The sequence below is a fragment of the Niallia oryzisoli genome, assembly GCF_043641075.1.
GTDB lineage: Bacteria > Bacillota > Bacilli > Bacillales > Cytobacillaceae > Bacillus_BD > Bacillus_BD oryzisoli_A.
Map to the genome: position 1 here is coordinate 52,085 of NZ_JBHZRC010000010.1, position 16,432 is coordinate 68,516.

The window sequence follows — 16,432 nt, forward strand, 5'->3', positions numbered from 1 at the left end:
ACATGGCATTATTACAAACAAAACAAGGTATTGATCAATTAGCTATAAATACAATTAGAACATTATCGATTGATTCGATCGAAAAAGCAAACTCAGGTCATCCTGGTATTACAATGGGAGCGGCACCAATGGCTTATACATTGTGGTCAAAAGAAATGAATCACAATCCTGCTAATCCAAATTGGCTTAACCGTGATCGATTTGTTTTATCAGCAGGTCATGGGTCAGCGCTCCTTTATAGCCTTTTACACCTATTTGGTTATAATGTATCATTGGAAGATTTAAAGAATTTCCGACAATGGGGAAGTAAAACACCAGGACATCCTGAATATGGTCATACACCAGGAGTCGATGCTACAACAGGTCCGCTTGGTCAAGGAATTGCAATGGCTGTTGGGATGGCAATGGCTGAACGTCATCTCGCTGAAACATATAATAAAGATGAATTTAAAGTAATTGATCATTACACTTACAGTATTTGTGGTGACGGAGACCTAATGGAAGGTGTATCGGCAGAGGCTGCTTCCCTTGCAGGACACTTAAAGCTTGGCCGCCTTATTGTGATGTATGATTCCAATGATATTTCATTGGATGGTGATTTGCATCTATCATTCTCTGAAAGTGTTGAAGATCGCTTTAAAGCATATGGCTGGCAAGTTATTCGGGTTGAAGATGGTAATGATATTCATGCCATTCAAAAAGCCATTAAAGAGGCAAAACAAGATCTGGAAAGACCAACCCTTATTGAAATTAAGACAACAATCGGATTCGGTTCTCCTAATAAATCAGGTTCTGCTGCAAGTCATGGTGCACCCCTTGGAGCAGAAGAAACAAAATTAACAAAAGCTACATACGAATGGGAGTATGAAGAAGCGTTCTATGTACCTGATGAAGTAATCAAGCATTATCATGGATTTACTGAAGCAGGTCAAGAAAAAGAAAATGCTTGGAATGAGCTTATCACGGAATATAAAGCAGCGTATCCGGAACTTGCCATGCAATTGGAAAGTGCTCTTAATGGTGAACTGCTTGAAAATTGGAAAGAAGCTCTTCCTAACTTTCCTGCAGGTGAAAAAATGGCAACAAGAGCATCATCTGGGAAAACACTTAATGCCATAGCAAAGGTTCTTCCACAGTTTATTGGTGGTTCTGCAGATCTTGCTGGTTCAAATAAAACATTTATCTCAAATGATAAGAATTTCGCTCTTGATGGTTATTCAGCACGTAATATTTGGTTTGGTGTTCGCGAATTTGCAATGGGTGCAGCTTTAAACGGAATGGCTCTCCATGGTGGTTTGAAAGTATTTGGAGCTACCTTCTTTGTATTCTCTGACTATCTCCGCCCTGCAATTCGTCTTGCTGCATTAATGAAATTACCGGTAACGTATGTTTTTACACATGACAGTATTGCTGTTGGAGAAGATGGGCCTACCCATCAGCCAATCGAACAGTTAGCAGCTTTACGTGCAATGCCAAATGTATCGGTAATCAGACCAGCAGATGCAAAGGAAACAGCGGCTGCATGGCGTTTAGCAATTGAGAGTCAAGATCAACCAACAGCATTAGTATTAACTCGTCAGGACTTACCTACGCTTGAAGAAGATCAAGAAAAAGTATATGAAGGTGTAAAGAGAGGCGCCTATGTGATTTCAGAGGCGAAAGGTGAACATGCAGGAATCCTGCTTGCAACTGGTTCAGAAGTATCCCTTGCTATTGAAGCACAGCAGGTTTTAGAAAAAGAAGGGATTTATGTTTCAGTAGTAAGTATGCCAAGCTGGGATCGCTTTGAAAAGCAATCAATCGAATACAAGGAAAGCGTCATTCCAGATAATGTCACATCTCGTCTTGCAATTGAATTGGGTTCTTCATTTGGATGGAGAGAATATGTCGGTAGAAACGGAGCTTTATTAACAATAGATCATTTTGGAGCATCTGGCCCAGCAAATACATTACAAGAGGTATATGGTTTCACTGTCGAAAATGTCGTGACTACATTTAAACAACTTGTGGAGAGAAATAACTAATTTTAAAAAGGGGGAAATATCATGGCTGAAAAATTCTATACAATTATTGATGAGGCGGGTATTCATGCACGTCCTGCAACAATATTAGTGAATACTGCAAATAAATTTAATTCTGATGTAACTCTTGATTATCATGGTAAAAGTGTTAATCTGAAATCAATAATGGGTGTAATGTCATTGGGTGTAGCAAAAGGAGCAGAAGTAAAAGTAACTGCTACAGGTACAGATGAAAATGAAGTACTATCAACATTAACGGAAATAATGATAACAAATAACTTAATTAATGAGTGACTATAATGTGCTTTGAGATCCTTCAATAAGGATCTCTTTTTTGTTATATTGCTAGAATCTATTCGAAAATTGACTTTTCAACGTCATCACGTGAAACAATTCACAAACAAAACATGGTAATGAAAGCGTATTCAAATACAGGCCGTTAATTGGTAAACTTATAAATGTAAGGAGGAATTAAATTATTAATTAAGATAAAAGAAATTCCTAATAGTAATTGAGGTCCTATACTAAATAATATATTGGAGGAATAAATCATGACAAAAACAGTATTAGTAGCATGTGGAGCAGGTATCGCAACTTCAACAGTGGTGTGTAACCGCGTAGAAAATTTAATTAAAGACAACAAGGTAGATGCAACTGTTATTCAATGTAAGATTGCTGAAGTGGCTTCTCGCCAAGAAAGTGCAGATTTAATCGTTTCTACAACCATTCTTCCAACAACTTACAAGATTCCAGCTTTAATAGCAACTTCCTATATCACGGGTATCGGTATGGAAGCATTAGATAAAAAAATTCTTGATCACCTTAAGTAAGTAATGTAGGATCTGCATCCTCAGTGATGCAGATTCTAATTCCGATTAGTTTTATTTTACTTATTATAAATATCTGAAATGTGAGGGTTCCAGATGGACAGTTTATTATCAGGAGTTCAATACGTATTAAATTTGGGTCCAACCGTTATTTTGCCTATTGCTATTTTATTTATTGGTTTATTATTTGGTACTGGATTCAAAAATTCATTTAAATCAGGGATTATCATCGGAATTGGTTTCGTTGGTATTAACTTAGTTATTGGTGTTTTAGTTGACAATTTAGGTCCTGCGGCCCAACAAATGGTTGAACGATTTGGGTTAAGTTTAACAGTTGTAGATGCTGGGTGGCCTTCCGCAGCAGCGGCATCTTGGGCTTCTCCTGTTGCAGCTGTTTTGATTCCAATCTGTTTAGTTGTCAACATTATATTGCTTGTGCTTAAAGGAACAAAAACATTAGACATTGATATTTGGAATTATTGGCACTTTATTGCTGCGGGTGCAACTGGATATGTTGTGACTGGCAGCTGGTGGTTTGCTATCCTATGTGCAGTTCTTTATGAAATTGTTGTATTAAAAGTGGCTGACTGGACAGCCCCATTGATTCAAAAGTATTTTGGGCTCGAGGGAATTTCCCTTCCAACCGGTTCTACTGCTGCGTTTGGTCCAATTGGTATTTTAATAGGCTGGCTGATTACAAAAATTCCTGGTCTTAATAAATTACATGCAGATCCTGAATCAATTCAAAAACGTTTTGGTATCTTCGGGGAACCGATGATGATGGGCTTAATTTTAGGTTTAGTTATTGGGTTACTTGCTGGATATGATGTCGGCGGTGTAACAAAAATGGGTATTTCTATGGCAGCAGTCATGCTATTAATGCCTCGAATGGTTAAAATCCTAATGGAAGGGTTAATTCCTATTTCGGAAGCAGCACGTAACTTCTTACACAAGCGTTATGGTGATCGTGATATTTATATTGGTTTAGATGCAGCTTTATCAGTTGGACATCCTTCAGTAATGGCGACAGCTTTAATTCTTGTTCCTATTACACTATTTATTGCAGTCATTTTACCGGGGAATAGAGTACTACCATTCGGTGACTTAGCAACCATTCCTTTCTATATTGCATTCGTTGTCGCATTCTTAAGAGGAAACATTATTCACTCCGTATTGGCAGGAACAGTAATGGTCACATTATCACTTTGGATGGCGACTGACTTTGCAGCAGTTCATACACTCATGATGGAAGGTGCTCAGTTTACTGCACCAGGCGGTGCGACTGAGATCTCAAGTTTAGACCTTGGAGGTAACTTATTTAACTGGGCAATCTTGAAATTCTCGCAAATGTGGAACGCTATTTTTTAAATAACTTTAAGAGTTAGTAAGTGAAGTGTACTCGCTGTTACTGTGACAGCGAGTATTTCTATTTACGATGGATATAGATGTGAATAGCAGTGTTTTCAAAACTGATTATTATCACAGTAAGGTACAACCAAACTAACATTTTATGGGATGAAATCGCATCCATAGTAGATAACGTGAATGATACTATTATATTGTGAACGTTGGAAATGAAACTCCAAAGTATTTTATTGTGGTCTAAAGATAAACGGCATAGGCTTATAGTTTGGTATTGGAAAGAATGGGGGATTCAACAAGATGAAAAAGATAGCCGTATTAACAAGTGGTGGAGATGCACCTGGAATGAATGCTGTCATTCGTGCTGTTGTTAGAAGAGGAATCTTTAAAGGAATTGATATGTACGGGGTAAGGAATGGATATAAGGGATTAATGTCCGGTGATTTTATAAAAATGGATCTTGGTAGTGTAGGAGATATTATTCATCGCGGCGGGACTATCCTGAGAACTGCAAGAAGTGAAAGGTTTAAGACAGAAGAAGGGCAACAGATGGCGATAGCTCAATTAAGGGAAGTTGGTATAGATGGTCTGATTGTTATAGGAGGGGATGGTTCATTTCAGGGAGCAGGAAAATTGACCAGCCAAGGGTTTCCAACAGTCGGTATCCCGGGAACAATTGACAATGACATTGCAGGAACGGATTACTCAATTGGGTTTGATACTGCTGTTAACACAGCAGTGGAGGCAATTGATAAGATTCGCGATACTGCCTTCTCACATGAGCGGACTTCTATCATTGAGGTTATGGGTCGAAATGCGGGTGATATTGCTTTATGGGCAGGTATGTGTGCAGGTGCAGAATCAATCATTATTCCAGAAGCAGACTATGATGATGATGAAATAGTGAAGCGGATTCAGCAAGGACAAGAACGTGGAAAGATGCATAGCATCATCGTAGTAGCTGAAGGTGTATGTAAAGGATCTGACATAAGTGTAATGATAAAGGAAAAAACAGGACTTGAAACAAGAGTCATTGTACTTGGATACCTTCAACGTGGTGGTTCTCCAACTTCATATGACAGAATGATGGGCAGCCAGATGGGTGCTGAAGCGGTTGATTTATTAATAGAAGACAAAAAAGGAATAATGGTTGGACTAAAGAATAACCAACTGATTCATGTACCTTTTGAGGATGCATCAAAAGATAAACATACGATTGATATGTCCGTCTATAATCTGGCAAAAAGTCTATCTATTTAGCAGAAGAATTTTTATTTTGCTTGTTCAAGGGTTAATATCAGCCAGTTAAAGAGATCCGGAAATTTTAGCGGATCTCTTCTTTTGGAACCTTTTTTATTAACAGCCATTTAGTATTCATTTTGAGTTTTGTTCGAGCCAGGTCATTACCTCATCAGTAGCGTCTATATTAACTTTGTCATTACCAGGCGGTGTTTTAAAAAAGAAAATAGCAGTACCGGGCTGCGAACGTTGTGCATATTTAATACCGGGTGGTGTTACGTAGAAATCTCCCTTTGTAAAGGAATAGGTTTGACCTGTCTCTATATCCAGATATTCAGTCTCCCCGCTAATAATATATTGATATTCATATGCTTGCGTATGATAATGTGGAAATTCGCTATTGAATTCATCATAAGATGTTATTCCTACCTCTATTTTATCATCCGCAATGTGTTCTAATTCTTGAGGTCGAGACAAATTACCAACTAAATACTGCCTTGTTGTTGTTTGCAAAGCTCTTTCAATTTGCTCACTTCGAATAATTTTTATTGTTTTATCCATTTAGTTTCTCCTTCTGTAATTAAAGAATAAATTACATACGTATCTAATGAATTATATTATCTCTTATTCCTTAGCAGATTACTATTAATGGAAAACCTTACTTTATACTTTTTATATTGACACCCCTGTCATCTTACAATAAACTTGAAGTGTTGCACATTTGTCTTATCTTATATCATTTGTGCAGCAGAGGCTTTATAGTTAGAGAAGTTAAAATTAGGGTAAATCTCGTTGTTACTAAAATTAGTTAAATAAAGGAGTGAAACATTTTGACATCAATACAAACAAAACAAGACTTAGAGCAACTAGCGATTAACACAATCAGAACCTTATCGATAGATTCCATTGAACAAGCAAATTCCGGGCATCCTGGTATTACAATGGGTGCAGCCCCAATGGCTTATACATTATGGGCAAAAGAAATGAACATGAATCCGATCAATCCTAATTGGTTGAATAGAGACCGTTTTGTTTTATCCGCCGGTCATGGATCCGCATTACTATACAGCTTGCTGCATTTATTTGGCTATGAAGTATCAATCGATGACTTAAAGAACTTTCGTCAGTGGGGAAGCAAAACACCGGGACATCCTGAGTTTGGGCACACAGCTGGTGTTGATGCAACCACAGGACCACTAGGCCAAGGAATTGCCATGGCAGTTGGAATGGCAATGGCTGAACGTCACCTTGCTGAAACGTATAACAAAGATCAATTTAAGGTAATTGACCACTATACATATAGCTTATGTGGTGATGGAGATTTAATGGAAGGTGTAGCTGCAGAAGCAGCTTCATTAGCTGGTCACTTAAAGCTAGGTCGTCTTGTTGTATTATATGATTCAAATGATATTTCTTTAGATGGGGACTTAAATCTATCATTCTCTGAAAGTGTAGCTGATAGATTTGAATCTTACGGATGGCAGGTTCTTCGCGTAGAAGATGGGAATGATACAGCAGCCGTTCAAAAAGCCATTCAAGAAGCAAAGGCCGATAGTGTACGTCCAACATTAATTGAAGTAAAGACAACGATTGGTTTTGGATCCCCTAATAAAGCTGGTTCGGCAGCGGTTCATGGTGCGCCGCTAGGAGCTGAGGAAAGTAAGTTAACAAAGGAAGCGTACGGATGGGAATCAGAAGAACCATTTTATGTTCCGGAGGAAGTAAAAACTCATTTTAATCAATTTGTAGAAGCAGGGAAAGAAAAAGAGGAAGTTTGGAATGAGCTTTTTACTGCTTATAAAGCAGTTTATCCAGAATTAGCTTCACAGTTAGAAGGAGCTGTAAATGGTACTCTTCCGGAAAACTGGGAAGCAGCGCTTCCTGTATTTGAATCAAATTCAAAAATGGCAACAAGAGCATCATCTGGTAAAGTGTTAAATGCAGCAGCAGGTGTTATTCCTCAATTAATCGGGGGATCTGCAGACCTTGCTGGTTCTAATAAAACATTGATTGCTTCCGAAAAAAATTATGCAATTGATGGCTATGCAGCACGAAATATTTGGTTTGGCGTTCGTGAATTCGCTATGGGTGCAGCTATAAACGGTATGGCACTACACGGTGGAGTAAAAGTATTTGGAGCAACATTCTTTGTCTTCTCAGATTACTTACGTCCAGCAATCCGTCTTGCTGCCTTAATGAACCTGCCCGTAACATATGTATTTACACATGACAGTATTGCTGTTGGAGAAGATGGACCAACTCACCAACCTATTGAGCAGCTAGCAGCTCTACGTGCAATGCCAAATGTGGACGTAATCCGACCCGCGGATGCAAAAGAAACAGAAGCTGCCTGGAGATTAGCGCTTGAAAGCCAAGATCATCCAACAGCACTTGTTTTAACTCGCCAAGATCTACCAACGCTTGAAAATGATCAAGAACAGGTATATGAAGGTGTGAAGAAAGGTGCCTATGTCGTTTCTCCTGCAAAAGGCGAGGTGTCAGGACTTTTAATCGCAACAGGATCTGAAGTTGCATTAGCGCTTGAATCCCAAAAAAGTCTAGAAAAAGATGGTATTCATGTATCGGTTGTCAGCATGCCAAGTTGGAATCGCTTTGAACAACAATCTAAAGAATACAAGGAAAGTGTACTTCCGTCGAATATACAGGCTCGCGTAGCAATTGAATTGGGCTCTTCATTTGGGTGGAGAGAATATGTTGGTGCTTTTGGAGAAACGATTACAATCAATCATTTTGGGGCATCTGCGCCGGCAAATAAATTATTGCAAGAATATGGTTTTACCGTTGAAAATGTTGTATCGACATTTAAGGATTTATTAAAATAATTACTTACTTTTATATAGAAAAGGGGAATGTAAAATGGCAGAAAAGGTTTACAAAATTATTGATGAAGCTGGAATCCACGCTCGTCCAGCAACACTTTTAGTTAATACAGCGAATAAATTTGGTTCAGATGTAAGTTTAGAGTATAACGGAAAAGCAGTTAATTTAAAATCTATTATGGGTGTAATGTCCCTAGGTGTATCGAAGGGATCTGAGGTAAAAGTAACGGCTGCGGGTTCTGATGAGGATGCTGTAATTGAAGCGTTAACAGCAGTTATGAATGAAAATAAATTAATTAACGAATAATTGAACAAAAGTAAAGCAGAGAGTCTTTGTGTTCGAATGACTCTCTGCTTTTTACTATTATAACGAGGATATTTAATTTTTTAACATATACTCTCCAATATTGCTATCGATGATTAATGTATTTACGTATCCAGCTTTAACAGCTGCTAATACAGCCTCTCTTCTATCTAATCCACTTGCTATAACCACTTTATTTGGAATCAGCTTTATTTCATCTAAACTTATTCCGATAACATGGTTATTAATTCTACAATCAACCTCGACTCCGTCTTTATTGAAAAAACGAGAATTCATTTCACCTACAACATTCAAGTCTTCAAACTCCGCTAAATCTTTATTAGTTGCATAACCTATTTCTCTCATAAGGTTATTACCAAAAGGTGCTGCTACTGCAAAAATAGCCATATCAACGTTTTTACCTGCTTCTAGTGCATTGGAAATATATTGACTATCATAAAAGCTCTTTTTAATTGTTGTATCCTGTGCTAATGCAGGGGCGTATAAGTAGTTACATTCGCATTGTAATTTCTTCATCATATCATAGCAAATTTGATTTGAATGCTTTTCAATTTCTAAATGCCCCATTCCGCCAATTAATGGGACAAGTGTTAGATTTTTATGGACTTCAAAAGGGAATTCTCTTGCCAGACTTGCTAAGGTACGTCCCCAGGTAATGCCAACCTTATTCACACTTTTAAACTCTTCTTGTAAATAGCGGACAGCCTGCTTGATTACTAAATGGTGTATTTCTACTTCAGATAAATTATAGGTTGGTGCGACAACCACCTCTTTTAAACGAAATTTTTCTTCTAATTCGCTTTGCATATTAATAATAGGAAAACTATCATCCTTAATATAAAAATTAACGATATTTAAATCTTTTGCTTTTTGTAGACTTCTTGAAATAACAGAACGGGACACATTGAATTTACTAGCAATTTGTTCCTGTGTCATATTCTTGTAGTAATAATAAACCGCTATATTAACAATTTCCTTTTTTTCTTCCCAATCCATTAGAAACACCCCTGAACAATCGGTCGATATAAAGACAAATTTTTATATACTTAATTATACCACGGTAAATTTTATAAATATATACATAAATGGCTTGACCTGAAACGCTTACAGTGGTAAATTTATACCTGTAAGAGAAAATGTTCAGTTAAAGCTCAAATGTTCAACCACATATTAATTGGGAGGAAAAAATCATGACTTTATATGCGAAATTATTAGAGAGAGAAAAACAAGGCAATCCAATTCGTGTTGGTGTAATTGGAGCAGGGCAAATGGGATTCGGTATGATTTCACAAATCTCACAAATTCCTGGAATGGCTGTAAAAGGTATTAGTGATATTAGAATAGAAGCTGCACAACGTGCTGCAGATGCATATAACGCAACAGCGACGGTAAAGGAAAATATTTTAGTGTCTAATGATTTTAAAGAAGTGATCCACTCCGATGAGGTAGAAGTAATCGTAGATGCTACTGGTGTTCCGGAAGTAGGGGCTAAAATCTCTTTAGAAACGTTAATTGCAAAAAAACAAATTGTTTTATTAAATGTTGAAATCGATATCACAATCGGACCATTAATGAAAAAATTATATGATGCTGCAGGTTTAGTTTACACAGGTTCTGATGGTGATGAACCAGCTGCAACATTTGAATTATATGAATTTGCTAAAGCAATGGGTATGGAAGTGTTGGTTGCCGGTAAAGGGAAAAATAACAAATTAAATATTACAGCTAATCCAGATACAGCAAAAGATGAAGCAGCAAGAAACAAAATGGCTGCACATATGTTAGCGGCATTCCAAGATGGAACAAAAACAATGGCAGAAATGAACCTTTTATCAAATGCAATCGGATTTGTGCCTGACGTAACAGGAATGCACGGTATTGCAGGAAATGTTGATTCTGTAATTAAAGACCTAGATACAAAAGAACGCGGCGGAATTTTAAATAAATATGGTGTTGTTGAATACGTAGATGGACTGGCACCAGGTGTATTTGTTATCGTAAAAGGACAAAATGAAGGTGTTATTCATGAAATGAACTACCTAATGAAGAAAGGTAACCAAGAACACCATATTCTATATCGTCCATATCACTTAGCAAGCCTTGAAACACCACTTACAATTGCTAAAGCAGTATTAAATCATGAAGCGGCAATTGCTCCGTTAGGTGCTCCGATTTCTGAAACAGTGGCAGTAACGAAGAAAGATATTAAAGCTGGTGAAAGATTAGACGGTATCGGAGGATATTGTGTAAGAGGTGTGTTAGAAACTCATTCTGACATGAAGAAAGAAAACCATATTCCAATCGGTTTAATTTCTGGAAATGTTGTGGCGAAACGTGATATTAAAGCAGGCACATTCTTAACTACTGACGACGTTGAACTAGATCAAAGCACGACAGTATGGAAGCTTCGTAAATTACAAGATGAAACTTTTGCGAATGAAGATAATAAAACACCTATTTTAGTATAATTAACATTATAGTAAGAGACTAATAGACTAAAAGTATTGCACAGATTCTAGACGTAACTAAGTGTATTAAATCGGCAGCTAACTATAAGGATAGTGAGTATGTCCAATTGATTGGACAAGGTTTTAAATCAATTGGTAATTCACTATCCTTAAAGTATATTAAAGATATATAATAGATAAATATTTAGGTTTTGACTGGGTGCAGAATCGTATTTTTTAATTTGTTTGAAAAATAAAATATTTTAGTGTATTATTCTATGAAATATACGGGGAGGAAGTTTTCATGCTAGAGACGAAAATTGTTGAAATCGGAGAATTGGTTCCGGAATTTAAAGAAGAAGATTTACTTATACTATTTGGTACATCAGCACCACCAGAATTAAGAGATATTTCAGTGGTTCATGATTGGAACCAGCAACCGGATAATGCTCTTGTTGAAGGTGGAACACTTGAAATTGGCAATAATGTCTATAAAATTGAAAAGGTCGGAAATCTTGCGAATAAAAACTTCGAAGAATTAGGTCACCTTTCCATTTATTTTAAAGATGATACATCAGTTGAACTTTTACCAGGGGCTATTCTCGTAACGCCAGGAGTATATCCAACTTTAGAATTAAACAACCCAATTGTATTTAAAAAATAATAAGCGATAAACGTTATAAATGGCTTTCGTGTAGTGTTTGGAGAGATAAAAAAATGAACTTTCTTGTAAAAATAGCAGATGGTTTTATTGGTATGTTCCAGGCGGGAGCAGATGTTTTTATTGGTTTTCTTACTGGGATCATACCTTTACTTATTACACTCATCACTGCTATAAACGCGTTAATTAAGTTAATAGGTGAAGAGAGAATTTTTGGTTTCATGCAGAAGTTGTCTAAATATGCTGTTTTTCGATATACACTTATTCCATTCTTTGCATGTTTCTTTTTAACCAATCCAATGGCTTATACATTTGGTAAATTCATTCCTGAGAAACAAAAACCTGCATATTACGATGCTACTGTTTCCATGCTTCATCCTATTACAGGATTATTTCCACACGCAAATGCCTCTGAATTATTTATTTTCCTTGGGATTGCTACAGGATTTGCGACAGTAGGAAATCAAAGTCAGTTAGCTATTTTATATCTAATTGTTGGATTTATTGTATGTTTAATTCGTGGGGTACTGACAGAGAAGATAACTGGAATTCTTATTGCGCGAAATACATCATCTGATTCAGCAAATAAGGCTGCATAAGGTTTTGGGAGGATCAACAATGTCCGAATTTAAAAGTGTACATGTAGTAAAAGGAAGTAATGGCTGGGGCGGACCATTCTTATTGAAACCAGATAATCAAAAGAAATATGTTGTGAGTGTAACAGGTGGAGGTATTCATCCTGTTGCTCAGAAAATTGCTGATTTAACAGGAGCAACTGCTGTTGACTCCTTCAAAAATCCAGTAGATAAAGAAGAAATGTTGTGTGTTATTATTGATTGCGGAGGAACTGCGCGCTGCGGTACCTATCCGAGATTTGGTATTCCTACTATAAATGTAAAAGTGTTAAGTCCATCAGGACCGTTAGCGAAATTTATGACAGAGGATGTTTTTGTATCAGGTGTAACCGTTAATGATATTACAGTAGCGGGTGAAGCAAACTCAACTGACAGTCATACTCAAGAAGAACAAACACAAGATACGTCAGAATTTCAAGCTGTTAAAGTTGAAAAAGGAAGTAACGGTTGGGGTGGTCCGTTTCTACTAAAGCCGGATAATCAAAAGAAATATGTTGTAAGTGTAACAGGAGGAGGAATTCACCCGGTTGCTCAAAAGATTGCCGACCTAACCGGGGTGACAGCTGTAGATTCATTTAAAAATCCGGTTGATACAGCTGAAATGCTTTGTGTGATAATTGACTGTGGCGGGACTGCGCGTTGTGGTACCTATCCGAAGCTTGGAATCCCTACTATTAATGTAAAAGTATTGAGCCCATCAGGACCGTTAGCAAAATTTATGACAGAGGATGTCTTTGTATCAGGTGTAACGGTAGAGAATATTTCAACGTCCAACAAAGAAACAGTAGCTACAGAACCTGTGTTCAAAATGGATACATCGAATCAGCCAAAAACAAAAGCACAAGCAAAAGCAGAAGTCGCTGCGATGAATGCAAATGCTGCGGATACTCAGAAGATGAATCCATTTATGAAGCTGATTGATTCCGTCGGCCGTGGTGCGGGACATTTTATGAATGTCATGTATCAGGCAGGTAGAGATACGATTGAAACGGTTCTTAAAAATATCCTTCCTTTCATGGCATTTGTTGCGACCTTAATTGGTATCATTAATTACACTGGAATTGGAGATATTTTAGCACATGTATTGACTCCGCTTGCGGGCAGCGTAGTAGGATTGATCTTTTTAGGTTTGATTGGCGGCTTACCATTTCTTTCTCCTTTAATTGCACCTGGGGGTGTGATAGGGTCTGTAATCGGGGTATTAATCGGGAACCAAATTGCAAGCGGAACGATCCCTCCTTCATTTGCATTGCCAGCACTTTTTGCAATAAATGCACAGGTGGGTTGTGACTTTGCGCCTGTAGGTTTGACATTAGGAGAAGCGAAGGCTGAAACCATCACTGTAGGAGTTCCTGCGATTCTTTTCTCAAGGGTAATAACTGGACCACTTGCCGTTTTAATTGCATATGGATTTTCGTTCTTTTTATAAGAGGATAAAGACAAGTCCTGGAAATGGATTTGTCTTCATATTATCTATTAAAAAGTCCAATATAAGATAACGTTTGTTGTCAATTGTTATTGATAACAAACGTTATCGTGTATTACTGCAATCATTCATCTAGCTTAGAAAATTAACCTTCAAACCATAAGGGGTGGAAAATATGCAACAGCTTCTAATAGTCGTTGGGATTATTATGATTCTACAATTTTTTACAGGTATATTTCATATAAAGTACTATCAACGTGTTCTTAGGAAGATGAGCAAACGTTCGGAAGGATTTCTTGGCGTCGGTATGAACCAAAGAAAATTCAAGCTGGGACAGGTGTGTATAATTGTAACCGATCCAAAGGGAGTAATTGAGGAGTGTCGCTTGTTATCTGGGATGACAATCTTCTCAAGATTTCGCAAAGAAAAACGCTTTGAAGGACAAAGCATTTTCCAAATGGATTGGATTGGAATGGAAAAATGGAGAGAAGTAGCAGAAAATGCCATTGGTATGATTCAAAAGGAAATGGAGAAAAAAGAATCAGTAGAAATGGCAGAAGCAACAAAAACAAAAATTGGAATGGAATTAGTGGAGTTATAAGCGATTTTCTCTACTTGGAATTTTCATTTCCTATTAATAATGCTTAATAGCAGCAAAGAGATAGACTTGCTTTTGGGTATCTCCTTGCTGCTTTAGTGACTAATACTTATTTAGGCTGTGCTACATGACGTCATTTTGTAATAAATATTCGGCAATCCGATCATCAATTATTAATGTATTAACATAACCTGCTTTAACAGCTGATAAGACAGCTCTCTTTTTTTCGGATCCGCTAGCTATGACGACAGTGTTAGGAATGTTCTTAATCTCTTCTAAGCTTATCCCAATCACTTGGTTATTAATTCTACAATCAACCTCTTCTCCGTCTTTATTGAAAAAGCGTGAATTGATATCACCTACAACCTCTAACTCCTCAAGCTCTTTCAGGTCTTGATTCGTTATATAGCCTATTTTTCTCATCAAATTATTTTTAGCAAAAGGGTCTGCGATTCCTAATATCGCCATGTCTACATTTCGACCAGCTACCAAAGCATTTGATATGTATGGGCTTTCATAGAATTCCTTCCTGATGATATCATTTTCTGCTAATGCAGGTGCGTATAAGTAATTACATTGACATTGTAATTTCTTCATTAAATCATAGCATATTTGATTGGAGTGTTTTTCAATATCTAAGTTACTCATTCCACCTATTAATGGAACAAGAGTAAGATCCTTGTGTATTTCATATGGGAATTCTCTTGCTAGTAGACTTAACGAACGTCCCCACGAAATCCCTACTTTATTTACCGTTTTAAATTCCTCTTTTAAATAGTGAATGGCATGTTTAACAACAATATTATCAACTTCTGCTTCTGAAAGATTATAACTAGGTGCAACAATAACTTTATTTATGTGAAACTTTTCCTCTAATTCACTTTGCATATTAATAATCGGAAAGCTTTCATCTTTAATATAAAAGTTTACAATGCCTAAATCCTTTGCCTTTTGTAAATTTCTCGAAATGACTGATCGTGAAACACTTAATTTATTTGCGATCTGTTCTTGTGTCATGTCTTTATAGTAATAATAAATAGCAATTTTCACTATTTCTTTTCTTTCCTCGTAATCCATGCATTTCCTCTCCTTGAACAAAAATCCTACTGATGATAAAAATATCACAACTTATTATATCATGTAAATTTTTAAAAATATACTTCTGAAATCTATTGACCTAAAACGCTTTCAATGATATCTTCTATATACAGAAATTAATTTCTGTGTAAGAGAAAATGTTCAGATGAAAAAATCGGAGGTATAAAACCTATGGAATTAAGTAGTAAATTATATTAAACTATTATTTTCTGAAAAAACTTTATTTTTAAAAATGTAAACGCTTAAGGCGTTTCGGGATTTAATAGTAAGTGCTTAAAAGAAAATTAATATATTTGTAGAAAGTTAAATGAAAAAGCGGGAATTATCCCAGAGTTAGAACAAAATTTTGAAAGCTGGAAGTATAAGTTTTATAACTTATTAAAAATAAATAAATTTTAGGGGGGCAATAAAATGGATTTTCTTGTCATGATTGCTGATGGTTTTATTGGAATGTTCCAAGCCGGTGCAGATGTTTTTATGGGGTTTATCACAGGTATCATCCCGCTTCTTATTACGCTTATCACAGCTGTAAATGCCTTTATTAAGTTAGTCGGTGAAGAAAGAATATTTGGATTTATGAGAAAAATTTCTAAATATACAATCTTTCGTTACACGCTGATCCCTTTCTTTGCAGTATTCTTTTTAACAAACCCAATGGCCTATACCTTCGGAAGATTTTTACCTGAAAAGCAAAAGCCAGCATTCTATGATGCAGCCGTTTCATTTGTTCATCCGATTACTGGATTATTCCCACATGCAAACGCTGCTGAATTATTTATCTTTTTAGGGATTGCTCAAGGATTTGCCCAAGTTGGAAGTCAAAGTAAATTGGCAATTATGTATCTGATTGTTGGTCTAATCGTTTGTCTCATCCGCGGTATTGTTACTGAAAAAATTACAGATTTTCTAATGAAACGTAAAGAAGTTAATCAGCAAGAGGCTGCATAAGGACT

Annotated in this window: 15 protein-coding genes and 2 pseudogenes; 14 read left to right on the top strand and 3 right to left on the bottom strand. The window is 36.6% G+C overall.

Annotated features, from left to right (window positions below; translation table 11 throughout):
• Nucleotides 1-2: 2 nt before the first annotated feature.
• The 5 genes from tkt (ACHUFV_RS21410) to pfkA all read left to right on the top strand — a co-directional run bounded on the left by tkt (ACHUFV_RS21410) (nucleotide 3) and on the right by pfkA (nucleotide 5,470).
• Complete coding sequence (gene tkt, locus ACHUFV_RS21410; RefSeq protein WP_394237690.1) at nucleotides 3-2,024, top strand: transketolase; 2,022 nt, start codon at nucleotides 3-5, stop codon at nucleotides 2,022-2,024.
• A 21-nt stretch (nucleotides 2,025-2,045) separates the two neighbouring features.
• On the top strand, nucleotides 2,046-2,315 hold the full coding sequence (locus tag ACHUFV_RS21415) for a phosphocarrier protein HPr (protein WP_394237692.1): 270 nt from the start codon (nucleotides 2,046-2,048) through the stop codon (nucleotides 2,313-2,315).
• A gap of 257 nt (nucleotides 2,316-2,572) precedes the next feature.
• A complete protein-coding gene (locus ACHUFV_RS21420) occupies nucleotides 2,573-2,851 on the top strand; it encodes a PTS sugar transporter subunit IIB (protein WP_394237694.1) in 279 nt (92 codons plus the stop codon).
• A gap of 93 nt (nucleotides 2,852-2,944) precedes the next feature.
• Nucleotides 2,945-4,216 carry a PTS galactitol transporter subunit IIC gene (locus tag ACHUFV_RS21425; protein ID WP_394237696.1) on the top strand — a complete coding sequence of 424 codons (1,272 nt, stop codon included), beginning with the start codon at nucleotides 2,945-2,947 and terminating at the stop codon, nucleotides 4,214-4,216.
• A 294-nt stretch (nucleotides 4,217-4,510) separates the two neighbouring features.
• On the top strand, nucleotides 4,511-5,470 hold the full coding sequence (pfkA, locus tag ACHUFV_RS21430; protein WP_394237698.1) for a 6-phosphofructokinase: 960 nt from the start codon (nucleotides 4,511-4,513) through the stop codon (nucleotides 5,468-5,470).
• Between the two features lie 114 nt (nucleotides 5,471-5,584).
• On the opposite strand, the gene ACHUFV_RS21435 is transcribed toward pfkA, so the two are convergent.
• Nucleotides 5,585-6,010, bottom strand: a complete 426-nt coding sequence (locus ACHUFV_RS21435; RefSeq protein ID WP_394237699.1) for a cupin domain-containing protein — start codon at nucleotides 6,008-6,010, stop codon at nucleotides 5,585-5,587.
• Nucleotides 6,011-6,279: 269 nt separating this feature from the next.
• On the opposite strand from ACHUFV_RS21435, the gene tkt (ACHUFV_RS21440) reads away from it, so the two are divergent.
• Nucleotides 6,280-8,292 (top strand): transketolase, encoded by a 2,013-nt coding sequence (gene tkt, locus ACHUFV_RS21440; protein WP_394237701.1) that lies wholly within the window; start codon nucleotides 6,280-6,282, stop codon nucleotides 8,290-8,292.
• A gap of 34 nt (nucleotides 8,293-8,326) precedes the next feature.
• Nucleotides 8,327-8,596 (top strand): phosphocarrier protein HPr, encoded by a 270-nt coding sequence (locus ACHUFV_RS21445; RefSeq protein WP_394237702.1) that lies wholly within the window; start codon nucleotides 8,327-8,329, stop codon nucleotides 8,594-8,596.
• Nucleotides 8,597-8,668: 72 nt separating this feature from the next.
• Here ACHUFV_RS21445 and ACHUFV_RS21450 read toward each other — a convergent pair whose 3' ends face one another.
• Nucleotides 8,669-9,610 (bottom strand): sugar-binding transcriptional regulator, encoded by a 942-nt coding sequence (locus ACHUFV_RS21450; protein WP_394237704.1) that lies wholly within the window; start codon nucleotides 9,608-9,610, stop codon nucleotides 8,669-8,671.
• A 194-nt stretch (nucleotides 9,611-9,804) separates the two neighbouring features.
• Here ACHUFV_RS21450 and ACHUFV_RS21455 point away from each other — a divergent pair, with 194 nt between their 5' ends.
• The 6 genes and pseudogenes from ACHUFV_RS21455 to ACHUFV_RS21480 all read left to right on the top strand — a co-directional run bounded on the left by ACHUFV_RS21455 (nucleotide 9,805) and on the right by ACHUFV_RS21480 (nucleotide 14,384).
• Entirely contained in the window at nucleotides 9,805-11,082 is a 1,278-nt protein-coding gene (locus ACHUFV_RS21455; protein WP_394237706.1) for an NAD(P)H-dependent oxidoreductase, read from the top strand.
• A gap of 283 nt (nucleotides 11,083-11,365) precedes the next feature.
• Nucleotides 11,366-11,725, top strand: a complete 360-nt coding sequence (locus tag ACHUFV_RS21460) for a PTS glucitol/sorbitol transporter subunit IIA (protein ID WP_394237708.1) — start codon at nucleotides 11,366-11,368, stop codon at nucleotides 11,723-11,725.
• A gap of 53 nt (nucleotides 11,726-11,778) precedes the next feature.
• Nucleotides 11,779-12,321 (top strand): PTS glucitol/sorbitol transporter subunit IIC, encoded by a 543-nt coding sequence (gene srlA / locus ACHUFV_RS21465; protein WP_394237710.1) that lies wholly within the window; start codon nucleotides 11,779-11,781, stop codon nucleotides 12,319-12,321.
• Between the two features lie 19 nt (nucleotides 12,322-12,340).
• A pseudogene (locus tag ACHUFV_RS21470) lies at nucleotides 12,341-12,754 on the top strand (PTS glucitol/sorbitol transporter subunit IIB); the annotation flags it as partial.
• A 15-nt stretch (nucleotides 12,755-12,769) separates the two neighbouring features.
• Nucleotides 12,770-13,786, top strand: a pseudogene (srlE, locus tag ACHUFV_RS21475) (PTS glucitol/sorbitol transporter subunit IIB); the annotation flags it as partial.
• A 172-nt stretch (nucleotides 13,787-13,958) separates the two neighbouring features.
• Nucleotides 13,959-14,384 (top strand): transcriptional regulator GutM, encoded by a 426-nt coding sequence (locus ACHUFV_RS21480; RefSeq protein ID WP_394237712.1) that lies wholly within the window; start codon nucleotides 13,959-13,961, stop codon nucleotides 14,382-14,384.
• Nucleotides 14,385-14,504: 120 nt separating this feature from the next.
• Here the strand turns inward: ACHUFV_RS21480 and ACHUFV_RS21485 are convergent, their stop codons facing one another.
• On the bottom strand, nucleotides 14,505-15,458 hold the full coding sequence (locus ACHUFV_RS21485; RefSeq protein ID WP_394237714.1) for a sugar-binding transcriptional regulator: 954 nt from the start codon (nucleotides 15,456-15,458) through the stop codon (nucleotides 14,505-14,507).
• 432 nt (nucleotides 15,459-15,890) lie between these two features.
• Here ACHUFV_RS21485 and srlA (ACHUFV_RS21490) point away from each other — a divergent pair, with 432 nt between their 5' ends.
• The gene (srlA, locus tag ACHUFV_RS21490; protein ID WP_394237716.1) at nucleotides 15,891-16,427 is read left to right on the top strand and encodes a PTS glucitol/sorbitol transporter subunit IIC; all 537 of its coding nucleotides are present in this window, start codon (nucleotides 15,891-15,893) and stop codon (nucleotides 16,425-16,427) included.
• Nucleotides 16,428-16,432 lie beyond the last annotated feature (5 nt).